The sequence below is a fragment of the Serratia sp. LACPHL-BACT-2024-00286 genome (genome assembly GCF_043109535.1).
GTDB lineage: Bacteria > Pseudomonadota > Gammaproteobacteria > Enterobacterales > Enterobacteriaceae > Serratia > Serratia sarumanii.
In genome coordinates this window covers 1029725-1042886 of the sequence record NZ_JBICNA010000001.1, presented here as the reverse complement: position 1 = coordinate 1042886, position 13162 = coordinate 1029725, and the positions used below count along the sequence as shown (strand labels likewise).

At 59.5% G+C, this 13162-nt stretch carries 15 protein-coding genes; 6 read left to right on the top strand and 9 right to left on the bottom strand.

The window, feature by feature from the left end; translation table 11 throughout:
* The first annotated feature begins 111 nt into the window (after positions 1–111).
* Complete coding sequence (punR, locus tag ACF8MC_RS04895) at positions 112–1056, top strand: DNA-binding transcriptional activator PunR (RefSeq protein WP_164105114.1); 945 nt, start codon at positions 112–114, stop codon at positions 1054–1056.
* Here the strand turns inward: punR and purR are convergent.
* Complete coding sequence (gene purR, locus ACF8MC_RS04890) at positions 1053–2078, bottom strand: HTH-type transcriptional repressor PurR (protein WP_033638375.1); 1026 nt, start codon at positions 2076–2078, stop codon at positions 1053–1055. The genes punR and purR overlap by 4 nt on opposite strands.
* A gap of 324 nt (positions 2079–2402) precedes the next feature.
* Between purR and ACF8MC_RS04885 the strand changes: the two genes are divergently transcribed.
* Positions 2403–2492, top strand: coding sequence for a YnhF family membrane protein (locus tag ACF8MC_RS04885; RefSeq protein WP_019455989.1), 90 nt, complete (start codon positions 2403–2405; stop codon positions 2490–2492).
* A gap of 61 nt (positions 2493–2553) precedes the next feature.
* On the opposite strand, the gene sodB is transcribed toward ACF8MC_RS04885, so the two are convergent.
* Both sodB and ACF8MC_RS04875 read right to left on the bottom strand, forming a co-directional pair.
* Positions 2554–3132, bottom strand: a complete 579-nt coding sequence (gene sodB, locus ACF8MC_RS04880) for a superoxide dismutase [Fe] (RefSeq protein ID WP_004931333.1) — start codon at positions 3130–3132, stop codon at positions 2554–2556.
* 199 nt (positions 3133–3331) lie between these two features.
* Positions 3332–4150, bottom strand: a complete 819-nt coding sequence (locus ACF8MC_RS04875) for a C40 family peptidase (RefSeq protein WP_033638376.1) — start codon at positions 4148–4150, stop codon at positions 3332–3334.
* Positions 4151–4566: 416 nt separating this feature from the next.
* Here ACF8MC_RS04875 and ACF8MC_RS04870 point away from each other — a divergent pair, with 416 nt between their 5' ends.
* Positions 4567–4914: a Grx4 family monothiol glutaredoxin gene (locus ACF8MC_RS04870; RefSeq protein ID WP_164096234.1), complete on the top strand. Its 348-nt coding sequence runs from the start codon at positions 4567–4569 to the stop codon at positions 4912–4914.
* 68 nt (positions 4915–4982) lie between these two features.
* On the opposite strand, the gene rnt is transcribed toward ACF8MC_RS04870, so the two are convergent.
* From rnt to ACF8MC_RS04840, 6 genes are all read right to left on the bottom strand, one after another.
* The gene (gene rnt / locus ACF8MC_RS04865; protein ID WP_016927925.1) at positions 4983–5666 is read right to left on the bottom strand and encodes a ribonuclease T; all 684 of its coding nucleotides are present in this window, start codon (positions 5664–5666) and stop codon (positions 4983–4985) included.
* A gap of 78 nt (positions 5667–5744) precedes the next feature.
* On the bottom strand, positions 5745–6152 hold the full coding sequence (gene gloA / locus ACF8MC_RS04860; RefSeq protein WP_004931325.1) for a lactoylglutathione lyase: 408 nt from the start codon (positions 6150–6152) through the stop codon (positions 5745–5747).
* Positions 6153–6489: 337 nt separating this feature from the next.
* On the bottom strand, positions 6490–7593 hold the full coding sequence (locus ACF8MC_RS04855) for an alkene reductase (RefSeq protein WP_164105115.1): 1104 nt from the start codon (positions 7591–7593) through the stop codon (positions 6490–6492).
* Positions 7594–7682: 89 nt separating this feature from the next.
* Complete coding sequence (locus ACF8MC_RS04850; protein WP_033648177.1) at positions 7683–8303, bottom strand: TetR/AcrR family transcriptional regulator; 621 nt, start codon at positions 8301–8303, stop codon at positions 7683–7685.
* A 103-nt stretch (positions 8304–8406) separates the two neighbouring features.
* Positions 8407–10044, bottom strand: a complete 1638-nt coding sequence (eptA, locus tag ACF8MC_RS04845) for a phosphoethanolamine transferase EptA (RefSeq protein ID WP_060425713.1) — start codon at positions 10042–10044, stop codon at positions 8407–8409.
* Between the two features lie 138 nt (positions 10045–10182).
* Complete coding sequence (locus ACF8MC_RS04840) at positions 10183–10824, bottom strand: NAD(P)-dependent oxidoreductase (protein ID WP_033648179.1); 642 nt, start codon at positions 10822–10824, stop codon at positions 10183–10185.
* Between the two features lie 139 nt (positions 10825–10963).
* Between ACF8MC_RS04840 and ACF8MC_RS04835 the strand changes: the two genes are divergently transcribed.
* The 3 genes from ACF8MC_RS04835 to ACF8MC_RS04825 all read left to right on the top strand — a co-directional run bounded on the left by ACF8MC_RS04835 (position 10964) and on the right by ACF8MC_RS04825 (position 13152).
* Positions 10964–11893 carry a LysR substrate-binding domain-containing protein gene (locus ACF8MC_RS04835; RefSeq protein WP_187325707.1) on the top strand — a complete coding sequence of 310 codons (930 nt, stop codon included), beginning with the start codon at positions 10964–10966 and terminating at the stop codon, positions 11891–11893.
* Positions 11894–11916: 23 nt separating this feature from the next.
* Positions 11917–12156 (top strand): DUF1289 domain-containing protein, encoded by a 240-nt coding sequence (locus ACF8MC_RS04830; protein ID WP_015377731.1) that lies wholly within the window; start codon positions 11917–11919, stop codon positions 12154–12156.
* Positions 12157–12255: 99 nt separating this feature from the next.
* Positions 12256–13152, top strand: coding sequence for an aldo/keto reductase family oxidoreductase (locus tag ACF8MC_RS04825; RefSeq protein WP_033638383.1), 897 nt, complete (start codon positions 12256–12258; stop codon positions 13150–13152).
* The last annotated feature ends 10 nt before the right edge of the window (positions 13153–13162 follow it).

Sequence of the window (13162 nt, the reverse complement as noted above, 5' to 3'; positions counted from 1 at the left end):
TAATATTTTAATGTCGCAGGTTTTTAGCGCCGGCCAGTGTATCCGGCTGGATCTCTGCTTGTGAAACGGTAATATTTGCAAAGTGCTGTTAAAAAAATTGAAGGCAAGGCGATGTGGTCTGAATATTCTCTTGAAGTGGTCGATGCGGTGGCGCGCACCGGCAGTTTCAGCGCGGCGGCGCAGGAGCTGCACCGGGTGCCGTCGGCGGTCAGCTATACCGTACGGCAGCTGGAGCAATGGCTGGCGGTGCCCTTGTTCGAGCGGCGTCATCGCGATGTGGAGTTGACGCCCGCCGGTGCGCTGTTTATCAAAGATGCGCGAGTTGTTATCAAAAAAATGCGCGACACCCGCCGCCACTGTCAGCAGGTGGCCAACGGGTGGCGCGGCCAGCTGAATATCGCGGTCGACATCATCGTCAAACCGCAGCGCAGCCGCCAACTGGTGCTGGATTTCTACCGTCATTTCCCCGACGTCGAATTGATGCTGCAACCCGAAGTGTTCAACGGCGTGTGGGATGCCTTGGTGGACGGCAGGGCGGACATGGCGATCGGCGCCACGCGCGCGGTGCCGGTCGGCGGCGGCTTCGCCTTCCGCGACATGGGTTATATGAACTGGCTGTGCGTGGTGAGCCCGCAACATCCTCTCGCGCAGTTGACGGGGCCGCTGAATGACGATCAGCTGCGGCCGTACCCTTCGCTTTGCCTGGAGGACACCTCGCGCAATCTGCCCAAGCGCGTCACCTGGACGCTGGATAACCAGCGGCGGCTGGTGGTGCCGGACTGGACTTCGGCGCTCGACTGTTTGTGCGCCGGGCTGTGCGTCGGCATGATGCCGGCGCATCGGGCGCTGCCGCGGGTGCAGCGCGGTGAGCTGACGGCGTTGCAGCTGCAGCAGCCGTTTCCCGCCAGCCCTTGCTGCCTGACCTGGCAGCAGGATAAACCGTCACCGGCGATGAGCTGGCTGCTGGCGTATCTGGGCGATGGGGAGACGCTGAATCAGGAGTGGCTGAGCGAGGTGGAACCGGAAGCCGCGCAGGCTTCCGGCGCGGGGGATTAGCGGCGGTAGTCGATGAATGGGCCGTCGGCGACCGAGCGGCGTTCGATCAGCTTCGGATGCACTTCGATCACCTGCGACTCTTCGCGTTTGCTGATAATGCGATCCAGCAGCATGGTGAAGGCCATTTCGCCCAGACGCTCTTTCGGCTGGTGAATGGTGGTCAGCGCCGGGGTGAAGTAGCGGGCGTTGCGCACGTTGTCGTAGCCGATCACGGAAATATCCTGCGGCACCCGCAGCCCCAGCTCGTCGGCCGCGCAGATGGCGCCCATCGCCATGATGTCGCCGCCGCAGAATACCGCGGTCGGCCGCTGTTTTTGCGACAGGATTTGGTGCATCGCCTTGTAGCCGGACTCCGGCTCGAAGTCACCCTGGACGATCCACTCTTCGCGAATGTCGATATGCGCTTCCTGCAGCGCCTTCATAAAGCCCTGGTGACGGCCGCCGCCGGTGTTGCGCGACAGCTGGCCCGGAATGGCGCCGATATCGCGGTGGCCGCGCTCGATCAGGTAACGGCCGGCCAGATAGCCGCCTTCGAACGCGTTATCGATGATGGTGTCGGTGAAGTCGCCGCGCGCGGCGCCCCAGTCCATTACCACCATCGGGATGTTGCGGTAATCTTCCAGCATGCCCAGCAACTGATCCGGGTATTCTGAGCACATGACCAACAGGCCGTCGACGCGCTTTTGCGCCAGCATCGCCAGGTAGGCGCGCTGCTTGTCCAGATTGTTGTGCGAGTTGCACAGGATCAGGGTGTAGCCTTTGCTGTAGCAGCTGTTTTCCACCGCCTCGATCACTTCGGCAAAGTAGGGCGCTTCGCTCGAGGTGGCCAGCAGGCCGATCGACTTGGTGTGATTGACTTTCAGGCTGCGCGCCACGGCGCTCGGCGAGTAGTGCAGCTCTTTGATGGCGGCCCACACGGCCGCTTTGGTCTCTTCGGCGACGAAACGAGTCTTATTGATGACGTGCGAAACGGTGGTGGTGGAAACGCCCGCGCGTTTGGCCACATCTTTAATCGTTGCCATGTAAGGAATGACTCCTGAACTCACATGTTTACAGCATGTAAGTGTGATGTTAATCGTTTGCCTACGTAGATCCTTCTCCAGAGAAGCGAAAACTGAGTTTTTAGTGTGTTGAAGTCTTCAGCGCTTAATCAGGAGGGGCATGGATGCCGGTACGCAGTTGTGAACTGCGAATTTTGTCGCATATTGAACAAAAGTGGAAGAGGTAATCGAGATTATAAACCGGGAAATGATAACAAGATTTTATCGGCGAACTGTGGGAAAATGATTTGACGTACTAATTGTACGCCTTTTATCCTTAGGAAAGCCCATTTTAAAGGAGTTGTCATGGATACCGAATTGAAGATGTCGCTGTTCACTACCGTCTGCGCGTTGGCGGTCATTATCGCTTTCAGCTTCGTTGCCGCGTTGAACTGATTTACCCCCGGTTATAAAAAAGGCGCAGCCTGGCTGCGCCTCATCACCTCAGAACCTGCGCTTACGCCAGGTTTTCCGCTGCGAAGGTCCAGTTGACCAACGCCCAGAAGTTTTCCAGGTATTTTGGACGCGCATTGCGGTAATCGATGTAATACGCGTGTTCCCACACGTCAACGGTCAGCAGCGGTTTGTCTTCACCGGTCAGCGGGGTGGCCGCGTTGGAGGTGTTGACGATCGCCAGCGCGCCGTCCGGTTTTTTCACCAGCCAGGTCCAACCGGCGCCGAAGTTTTTCACTGCGGCATCGGTAAACTGCTCTTTGAACGCAGCGAAAGAGCCGAAGGATTTGACGATCGCCGCCGCCAGTTCGCCCTGCGGTTCACCGCCGCCCTGTGGGGACAGGCAGTGCCAGTAGAAGGTGTGGTTCCACACCTGCGCGGCGTTGTTGAAGACGCCGCCGTTTGAGGTCTTGATGATCTCTTCGAGCGATTTGCCCTCGAACTCGCTGCCTTTCACCAGGTTGTTCAGGTTAACCACGTAGGTGTTGTGGTGTTTGCCGTAGTGGTATTCCAGGGTCTCGGCGGAGATGTGCGGCTCGAGCGCGTTTTTCTCATACGGTAATGCAGGTAATTCAAACGACATTGCTTCCTCCTTTACAGCGCCACTCTTTTTCCGCCGGAGCGGGAGCCGAATGGGCCGTTTTTTATTGTGGTCTTTTAATCTTAACAATTTTCATCATAAAAAACAGGAAGAAAAGCGAGAAATGCGCGTGAGGCGGTGTGAGGGGCGATAGCTTGAGCAGGCGGTTGCGACCGGTGCCGCAACCGCGCAGAGCAGGGAATTAACGAATGGTTTTCGGCGTTACTACGCGGCGCGCGCCGATGTAGTGGTTTTGCCAATAGTCGTTGTCGAGCTGGCTGATACGGATCTCTTCGCCGGTGCGCGGCGACTGGATGAATTTGCCGTTGCCGAGATAAACGCCGACATGATCCGCCACGCCGCGGTTGTTGATGCGGAAGAACACCAGATCGCCACTTTCCAGTTCGCTTTTCTTGATCGGCGCCGCGTCGCGCAGGTGGTACATCTCGTTGGCGGTGCGCGGCATCTTGATTTTTACCACGTCTTTATAGGCGTAATAGATAAGGCCGCTGCAGTCGAAACCGGTGCGCGGCGAGCTGCCGCCCCAGCGGTAAGGTTTGCCCATCTGGCCCATCAGCTTGGCCATCGCGGTCTGCTTGGCATGCTGATAGCGTTTTTTGTGCGCCGGGCTGAGTTTCAACGGTTTTTCATCACGCGCCAGCTTGGCGGTGGCCATACCGGCTTCGCGGTGGCGGCCGTAGCCTTTTTTGTAGCCCTTTTTCGGCGGGGTGACTTTAATCTTGGCGGTTTTCTGCGCTTTGGCCTTGGGTTTGGCGCTGGCGATCTTTTTCGCGCTTTTCTCGCTTTTCGCCTTGGCGGTCTTGGTTTTTTTCGCGGGGGCCGTCACTTTGGCTTTTTTAGCGGTTTTGTCCGCTTTCTTTTTTCTGCGGTCATCGGGCCGCGCTTCATTAGCATGGCTTTTACGCTGCTCGGCGGCAACACGCGCCTGTGGCGCAGCGTGCGCCAAATTGAAGAAGAGCTGCGTAAACAGCAGCGCAAAGAGCGTAAGAATTAAACGCATGTCGACGTCACCAACCTTGGCCCCGAAACGGATATCGAAAGAGTTACAGTATTCCCGAATTTCGCCATATAAAACAGCGAAGAACTCATAAATAATAATCCATATTGTGAGAAAACGTTAATGACATTTTTTTTGGTTCAAAATCAGCCCATTGGTGTATGAAAAAGCGCCGGCAGGGGGCTATGGATATAATTAATCCGCGCCGTCAGCGCCGCGCAATATATTAGTGAAATGGTCGGATTAAAAATGTTATTCTCAACGTATGTTTTGACCGGAATGACGTGGCCGGTGAAACGCGATCGGCGGCGGGCGAATATCCTTGCAAAAGATGGCGTTTTCTTGCGACTGTTCCAGCCGCTACAATAGCCCGCGTGATGCATGTTGTAGCCATGAAATGTGGCTTGAGGAAGCAATAAATGACGACGATACTTGAAAAAATTCAGCACCAGATCGCTGAAAACCCGATTCTGCTGTACATGAAAGGTTCGCCAAAGCTGCCGAGCTGCGGCTTCTCCGCACAGGCTGTGCAAGCGCTGTCAGCCTGCGGCGAGCGTTTCGCTTACGTGGACATTCTGCAGAACCCGGACATCCGCGCCGAGCTGCCAAAATACGCCAACTGGCCGACGTTCCCGCAGCTGTGGGTAGACGGTGAGCTGGTCGGCGGTTGCGATATCATTATCGAAATGTATCAGCGCGGCGAACTGCAGCAGCTGATCAAAGAAACGGCAGAAAAGTATAAAGCGCAGGAAGACCAGCAGTCTTAATCGACGGGCTTGCGGTTATCGCGTAACGGGCGGCGCCAGTGCAAACTGGGCCGCCTTTTTCGTTGGGCTTATTCGGCGAGATCGCCGGCGGGCAGCGGCCAACCGCCGAGACGTTTCCAGCGGTTAACCAGCTCGCAAAACAGCAGGGCGGTTTGCTCGGTGTCGTACAGCGCAGAGTGCGCCTGGCTGCTGTCGAACGGCATTCCGGCCGCGATACAGGCCTTCGCCAACACCGTTTGGCCCAGTACCAGGCCGCTCAGCGCGGCGGTGTCGAAGGTAGCGAACGGATGGAACGGGTTGCGCTTCAGGCCGGCGCGTTCGGCCGCGGCCATCAGGAAGCTATGATCGAAGTTGGCGTTGTGCGCCACGATAATGGCCCGGTTGCAACCGCGATCCTTGAGCCCTTTGCGCACCGCTTTGAAAATGGCGTGCAGCGCGTCATATTCGCTGACCGCGCCGCGCAGCGGGTTGTGCGGATCGATGCCGTTAAACGCCAGCGCTTCCGGCTGCAGGTTGGCGCCCTCGAAAGGCTCCACGTGGAAGTGCAGGGTCTCGTCCCGCTGCAGCCAGCCGTCCTCATCCATTTTCAGCGTGACGGCGGCGATCTCCAGCAGCGCATCGGTATTGGCGTTAAAGCCGGCGGTTTCAACATCTATTACTACGGGATAAAACCCACGAAAACGACCACTCAGGGCGTTAAGATCACTTTTTTCGGCCATCAGTTTCTTATCTTCATCGAATGCAGCGCGCATTATGGCAAATTTTGCGCCCGGTTGCAGGCGCTATCGCGCGGAGAATCAGCAGGGCGCAGCGCGCCCTGAAGGGGAGGCTTAGTGGCCGAGGCCCTGACCGGCGTGTTTGTTTTCGATCAGCTCGATTTTGTAACCGTCCGGATCCTCGACGAAGGCGATGACCGTGGTGCCGCCTTTCACCGGGCCGGCTTCGCGGGTGACCTTGCCGCCTGCGCGGCGGATGCTGTCGCAGGTGGCGGCAACGTCGTCCACGCCCAGCGCCAGGTGGCCGAAGGCGGTGCCCATGTCGTAGCTGTCGGTGCCCCAGTTATAGGTCAGTTCGATAACTGCGCCTTCGCTCTCTTCCGTATAGCCGACGAAAGCCAGGGAGTACTTGTACTCGGGGTTTTCGCTGGTGCGCAGCAGGCGCATGCCTAATACCTTGGTGTAGAAGTCGATGGCGCGTTGCAGATCACCGACGCGGATCATGGTATGGAGTAAGCGCATAATTCCTCTGAATTGGCTGTGCCGTGGCAGACGGCGGGTGGATTGAAGCACAAGCGAGTATAGCCTTGTCCCGCAAGGGAATTCAACGTGACGAGTGAGTGACGATGTCACGTATTGGTTTTCCGTCAACGGTGTCTAAATATTGATCGAGCGTACCGATCGATACAGAGTAATTGATCTGCACAATCAATTATCTATTCCAGCGGCAATCGTGTAAAAATTGAACGGCAATAGAGAACAACACCAGGGAACACCGGCCCGCCTCGTGCGGGCCTTTTTGCGCGCGGCGCACAAAAAAACGGCCATGCGATTGCGTGGCCGTTGGGGTCAGGAAGGGTTACTTCGCCAGAAACGGGTAGTCGGTATAGCCTTCGGCGCCGCCGCCGTAGAAGGTTTCCGGCTTAGGTTCGTTCAGCGGAGCGTGCTGACGGAAACGCTCTACCAGATCCGGGTTGGCGATGTAGCTGCGGCCGAAGGCCACCGCGTCGATGAAGCCTTTTTCGATCAACGCTTCGGCTTTCTCGGCGGTGTAGGCGCCGGCGCCGACGGTCACCCCGTTAAAGTGGGCGCGCACCGAGTCGCGGAAGGCGTCGGAGTACGGTTTGCCGCCGGCCCAGTCCGGTTCGGAGATGTGCAGGTAAGCGATGTTGCGCTTATTCAGCTCTTCCACCAGATACAGCGCCGCTTCTTCCTGATCTTCACCGTTGTCCAGCCCGTTGAACGGCCCCAGCGGCGAGATGCGGATGCCGATGTGCTCGGAACCCCATTCGGCGATGGTGGCGTCGACCACTTCCAGCGTCAGGCGAGTGCGATTCTCGATGCTGCCGCCGTATTGATCGGTACGTTGGTTGGAGGCCGGTGACATGAATTGATGCAGCAAATAGCCGTGCGCCGCATGCAGTTCGATGAAGTCGAAGCCGGCTTCCCGCGCGTTGGCGGTCGCCTGGCGGAAATCGTTGACGATGCCCGGGATCTCGCTGGTTTCGAGCGCACGCGGCGTGGAGGTCGGCACGCGCACCCAGGCGCCGGTTTCATCACGCACGGTGGTGCGGGTTTCGGCGTTGATTGCCGAAGGGGCGACCGGTGCTTGCCCGCCCGGCTGCAGGCTGGCGTGGGAGATGCGGCCTACGTGCCACAGCTGCACGGCAATATGGCCGTTGTTGTCATGCACTGCCTGCGTGATGTTTTTCCATGCGGCGATCTGCTCCGGCGTATGTAACCCCGGCGCGCCGGCGTAGCCTTTCGCCTGGAAGGAAACCTGGGTCGCTTCGGTCACGATCAGGCCGGCGCTGGCGCGCTGTGCATAATATTCCGCCATCAGCGGCGTAGGAATGTCGCCCGGCTCGATGCTGCGCAAACGCGTCAGCGGAGCCATAAACACGCGGTTGGGCAGGGTGATGGCGCCAACCTTCAGCGGAGAGAGCAATTTTTCAGTCTTCATAGTGCATCCTGTATTTAATAGACCGGTCGTCTAGTAGTGGGCGATAAAAAACCACGAACTGCATTTTCAATAAAAAGAAATTGTTACCGTTACGCTTGCGGCGGGCGCAGCAGCAACTCGATGCTTTCCAGCGCGCTGGTTAACGGCGCCAGCGAGTGGCGGATCTTGGCGCGCAGCGAGGCACCGAGCCACAGTGAATACAGCGTTTCTGCGGTCGCCGCGGGGCTCATGGCCACCGACAGCGAGCCCTCGGCGATACCGCGCTCGATGGCCTCCTGCAGGTGGCCGATCACGCGAGCGGTGCCCGTTTCCAGCGCATGACGCATCGGTTCCGACAGATCGCTCACCTCGGCGGAAAGCTTCACCGCCAGGCAGGCGTTGTGGCATTCGCTGCGGCAGTGGTAGCTGATGGCCTGAGCGTAATAGCCGAGCAGCTGGTGGCGGGCATCGCCGCGCCTGTCGGCAAACAGCGCCTGCATTTGTGCGTCATAATGGGCGAAATAGCGTTGCAGCATCGCTTCGCCGAAGGCTTCCTTCGAGCGAAAATAGTGGTAGAACGAGCCTTTCGGCACGCCCGCAGTGGCCAGCAGTTCGCTCAGCCCCATGCCGGTAAAGCCCAGGCGCAGGCTGAGGGTTTCGCCGGTGGCGAGCAGATGTTCACGTGTGTCCACGTTGCAATGCGTTGATTTGGTCATCATGGTGCCGAGCATAATAGACCGATTGGTCTAGGTCAATGGGAATAAAAAAACCGGCGCACAAAACGCCGGTTGTCTGCAAACTATTGTGCCCCAGCGGCACGCGGAAGTTAAGCCCTTACGCCGCGTTGCGGCAACGCTGCAGGATATCCAGCCGGGATTGATATTCGCGGGTCTGTACGTTCAGCATGCCCAATAGGGTGTGGAACAGGTTGTCCTGCGACACGTCGCCCTTTTCCGCCAGCGCGTTCAGGCACTGGCGATCGATGCCGAAATTGCGCTGATAGTCGGCCGACATCCACATCAGGAAAGGCACGTGCGTCTGCTGGCTCGGCGCGAAGACATAGGGCGTGCCGTGCAGATACATGCCGTTTTCCCCCAGCGATTCGCCGTGATCGGACAAATAGACCAGCGCGGTATTGAACCGGTCGTCATACTGCCGCAGCAGCTTGATGGTGGCATCGAGCATCGCGTCGGTATACAGGATGGAGTTGTCATAGGTGTTCACCAGCTGTTCATGGCTGCAATCCTGGATCTGATTGCTGTTGCAGGTCGGCGAAAATGTCTGGAATTCTGGCGTGCTGCGGCGGTAGTAAGCCGGGCCGTGGCTGCCCATCTGGTGCAGCACGATCACGCCGTCGTCTTTCAGGCCATTGATATAGTCGTTCAGCTTGTACAGCAGCGCGTTGTCCATGCAAACCTCGCCGTCGCAGTCCTGCGGCAGTTTCAGCTTGGTCATGTCGATGTGCGGCACCCGGTCGCAGGCGCCTTTGCAGCCGCCGTCGTTATCGCGCCACAGCACGCTGACGCCGGCATGCGCCAGCACGTCGAGCATCCCCTCCTGGTGCGCCGCCTGAGTCGCGTCGTACTCCTTGCGCGGCATGTTGGAGAACATGCAGGGCACGGAGATCGCCGTTTCGGTGCCGCAGGAACTGGCGTTCTTGAAGTAGACCACGTTGTCCTGCTTCAGGCGCGGGTTGGTTTCGCGTTGATAGCCGCCGAGGGAGAAGTTTTCGGCGCGGGCGGTTTCGCCCACCACCAGGATCACCAGCGTTTTCTTGGCCTGCCCGGCGATCAGCGGCCCTTTGCGCGCGTCCTCGCCGATCTTGACCAGCGGCAGATTGCGGGTGAAGTAACGCTGTTCGGTAAACTTGATGGTGCCGGCGACGAAGTTGGAAGGGGTCAACATCTTCACCACGCTTTTATTGTTGCGGATCAGCGAAGCATAGTCTTTGTAGAACAGCGCGGCGACGATCAGGATCACCGCCAGCGACAGCATGACGTTGGCGGCGCGCAGTCCAACCATGTACCACCAGGGGCGAGTCTGGCGAATCTGGGTGAAGCAGACCGCTACCGCCGGCAGAATGCCGAGCAGCGCCAGCCACAATCCCATGCGCGGCGTCAGCAGCGCCGTCGCCTCCTGAGGGTTGGTTTCGAAGGCGTTTTGCATCATGTTGCCGTCGATCACCACACCATAGCTGAACATGAAATAGTTGGCTGCGGCGCTGCCGAGCAAGAAAAAGATGATCAGCGGCTTGCGCAGGTAGGGCACGGTCAACACGCTGAAGATGATATTCAGCGCACAGAAGATCACCACCGGCATGCTGGCAGCGAAAATCACGCTGTGGACGCTATCGAAGGTGATATACGACCAGGCGCGATGCAGGAATAACGCGTTTTGAAACAGAGTGAAGAACAGGGCGGTGGCGAGGGTAAAACCGAGGCTGTTGCACCGTAAGCGTTGACGTAACCACATTGCCGAATCGGGATCCTGAAAGTAGATAATGCTTTGAAATCTACCGGATGAAACTTAAGGAAACCTTAGAAACTCAGAATATTGGCGGCGGAGCCTGCGCGGAAAACGCCAGGCCGGGCGGCCTGGCGGTGGGGCGGTTTAGTAGGCGGCGGTGAATTGCGCGCGAATAAACTGAGGCTTTTCAATTTCGTCAACGATAGCGACCGCCAGGTCTTCTACCGAAATGCTGGCCGGCGCTTCGCCGTTCATCAGCAGTTGCGTGGTGCCGAGGCGGAACTGGCCGGTGCGTTTGCCCGGCTCCAGCAGGGCGGCCGGCGAGAGATAGGTCCAGTCGAGCGCCGATTCATTGCGCAGTTTGTTGCGCAGATCGCGCACCGCCTGCGCGCCGGGGCGGATATTTTCCGGGAACTGCGGCGTATCCACCAGTTCAACGCCGGGCGCCACTTCCAGGCTGCCGGCGCCGCCGACCACCAGCAGGCGCTTGACGCCGGCCTGTTCGACCGCGGTGAGGATCTGTTGGGCGCCGCGGAGGGTTTTTTCATACAGGTTGTCTTCGCCCCAGCCGGGGTTGTAGGCGCTGATCGCCGCATCCTGACCGCGCAATTGCCCCGCCAGCCAGGCGGTATCGGCAACGTCGCCCAGCGCGACGGTCAGGTTGGCGTGCTCCGGCAAATCTTTTTTCTGGCGGGCGATTGCCGTCACCTGAATACCGCGAGCCAGCGCTTCATCCACCACGCGGCGGCCAACAAAACCGGTTGCTCCAATAATGGCTACTTTCATCTGCATGCTCCTTCGGGGATAGGTTCAGTATCGTGACGCAGGCCGATGTGCCTGCTGCGTGGTGTTTACTCTAGTCCTTAACAATAGCCGTGATTAGTGCCATATTCATGCTTTCTTGATTAAGTAAAACTTCATAATCGTGGATAAACTCAATCGAATGGCGGTATTCGCCACCGTGGTGGCGGAGGGATCGCTGGCCGGCGCGGCGCGGCGGCTGGGCATGACGCCGTCGGCGGTCAGCCAGCACATGCGCTCGCTGGAGAAGGCGCTTGGGGTGCCGTTGCTACATCGCTCCACCCGCCGTCTGGCGCTGACCGAGGCCGGGGCGGCGTTCTACCCCGGCTGCGAGGCGATGCTGCAACAGGCGCAGCAGGCGGAGCAGCGGCTGGCGGAATTGCGGGATACGCTGGTGGGCGAGCTGCGCATCGCCACCCCGGTCGGCATCGGCGGCCGATCGCTTGCGGAGGCGCTGGCGCCGCTGTTGCAGGCGCACCCCAAGCTGACGCTGCGGGTGCTGGCGGACGATCGCATCGTCGATATGATAGAGCAGCGGGTCGACATCGCGCTGCGGGCCAACCGTCAACTGGCGGACGCCAATATGATCGCGCATCCGCTGACGGCGTGGCCGATGGTGCTGTGCGCCGCGCCGCGTTATCTCAGCCAGCATGGGGTGCCGGAAAAGCCGCAGGATTTGGTGCAGCACCGCTGGATCTCCAGCGGCTACAGCGGGGCCCATCTGGACTTGCTGCACCAGTCCGGCCAGCAGGTTAAGCTGCGGCTGGCGGAAGGGCAGATCGTCAGCGAGAGCATGAACGTGATGCGCGCCTTTACCCGCGCCGGGCTGGGCATTTCCGTTCAGCCGCTGTATGAAATTGGCGACGAGCTTCAGCGCGGCGAGCTGTTGCTGCTGTTGCCTGAGTGGCGGCCGGCGCCGCTGCGGCTGCACGCGCTGACGCTCGAGCGCAACGTGCCGGAGAAAAGTCGCCAGGCGCTGCGCTATTTGCGCGACTATTTTCGCCGCAATGGCGAAAAGGGACTTGCCAGCGGCGGCGATGGCGTCTTCAATTAGCAAGAGAACGCAGGAGGAGCCCCGTGGCGCAGCAGCTTGAGTTTTTCGACATTCCCAGCCCGTGTCGCGGCATTTGCCAGGCCGACGATCGCGGATTCTGCCGTGGCTGCCTGCGCAGCCGCGAGGAGCGTTTTGGCTGGATGAACATGAGCGACGCGCAAAAGCGCGAGGTGCTGCGCCTGTGTCGTCAACGCTTCCTGCGCCTGCAGCGCGCCAATAAAGCGCCCGACGAGCCGCTGCCGGAGCAGCCGTCGCTGTTTTAACCTTTCCTGATCTGCCGCACGTTCGTGTGGCTTACCGCTTCCCTGTGCCTCACCGGCTTGTGTATGCTGACTGGCAACTAATGTCATGAGGTTTTCGCAATGGTAGAACGTATTCGTCTCGCGCCGCAGGGGCCTGAATTTTCCCGCATGATTTGCGGTTACTGGCGGTTGATGGAGTGGGGCATGTCGCCGCAGCAGCTGCTGACGTTCATCGAACAGCATGTCGAACTGGGCGTCACCACCGCCGATCACGCCGATATCTATGGCGGCTATGCCTGCGAACAGGCGTTCGGCGACGCGCTGCGCCTGAAGCCGGCGCTGCGCCAGTCGCTGGAGCTGGTGAGCAAATGCGGCATCGCCACCACCGCCAAGCCCGGTAACCCGATCGGCCACTACATCACCGACCGCGACCATATCGTACAGAGCGCGGAACAATCGCTGCGCCATCTGCATACCGACTACCTCGATCTGCTGCTGATCCACCGGCCGGATCCGTTGATGGACGCCGACGACGTGGCCGAAGCCTTTGTTGCGCTGCACAAAAGCGGCAAGGTGCGCCATTTCGGCGTCTCCAACTTTACGCCCGCGCAGTTCCAGCTGCTGCAGTCGCGCCTGCCGTTCTCGCTGGCGACCAATCAGGTGGAGATCTCGCCGATTCACCAACCGGCTATTCTCGACGGCACGCTCGACCAGTGCCAGCAACTGCGCATCAAGCCGATGGCCTGGTCCTGCCTGGGCGGCGGGCGCCTGTTCAACGACGCCGAGTTCCAGCCGCTGCGCGACGAGCTGCAGCGGGTGGCGCAAGAAATCGGCGCCGAGACCATCGAGCAGGTGGTGTACGCCTGGGTGATGCGCCTGCCGTCGTCGCCGCTGCCGATTATCGGTTCCGGCAAGATTGAGCGGGTGCGTTCGGCGCTGAAGGCGCAGAAACTGGTGCTGAACCGCCAGCAGTGGTTCCGCATTCGCAAGGCGGCGCTGGGGTATGACGTGCCTTAAGGCGGAGTAA

Excerpts from the sequence above, each read along its gene's own strand:
- punR (WP_164105114.1), top strand. The coding sequence starts at position 112 with ATGTGGTCTGAATATTCTCTTGAAGTGGTCGATGCGGTGGCGCGCACC.
- purR (WP_033638375.1), bottom strand. The coding sequence starts at position 2,078 with ATGGCAACGATTAAAGATGTGGCCAAACGCGCGGGCGTTTCCACCACC.
- ACF8MC_RS04885 (WP_019455989.1), top strand. The coding sequence starts at position 2,403 with ATGGATACCGAATTGAAGATGTCGCTGTTCACTACCGTCTGCGCGTTG.
- sodB (WP_004931333.1), bottom strand. The coding sequence starts at position 3,132 with ATGTCGTTTGAATTACCTGCATTACCGTATGAGAAAAACGCGCTCGAG.
- ACF8MC_RS04875 (WP_033638376.1), bottom strand. The coding sequence starts at position 4,150 with ATGCGTTTAATTCTTACGCTCTTTGCGCTGCTGTTTACGCAGCTCTTC.
- ACF8MC_RS04870 (WP_164096234.1), top strand. The coding sequence starts at position 4,567 with ATGACGACGATACTTGAAAAAATTCAGCACCAGATCGCTGAAAACCCG.
- rnt (WP_016927925.1), bottom strand. The coding sequence starts at position 5,666 with ATGCGCGCTGCATTCGATGAAGATAAGAAACTGATGGCCGAAAAAAGT.
- gloA (WP_004931325.1), bottom strand. The coding sequence starts at position 6,152 with ATGCGCTTACTCCATACCATGATCCGCGTCGGTGATCTGCAACGCGCC.
- ACF8MC_RS04855 (WP_164105115.1), bottom strand. The coding sequence starts at position 7,593 with ATGAAGACTGAAAAATTGCTCTCTCCGCTGAAGGTTGGCGCCATCACC.
- ACF8MC_RS04850 (WP_033648177.1), bottom strand. The coding sequence starts at position 8,303 with ATGCTCGGCACCATGATGACCAAATCAACGCATTGCAACGTGGACACA.
- eptA (WP_060425713.1), bottom strand. The coding sequence starts at position 10,044 with ATGTGGTTACGTCAACGCTTACGGTGCAACAGCCTCGGTTTTACCCTC.
- ACF8MC_RS04840 (WP_033648179.1), bottom strand. The coding sequence starts at position 10,824 with ATGAAAGTAGCCATTATTGGAGCAACCGGTTTTGTTGGCCGCCGCGTG.
- ACF8MC_RS04825 (WP_033638383.1), top strand. The coding sequence starts at position 12,256 with ATGGTAGAACGTATTCGTCTCGCGCCGCAGGGGCCTGAATTTTCCCGC.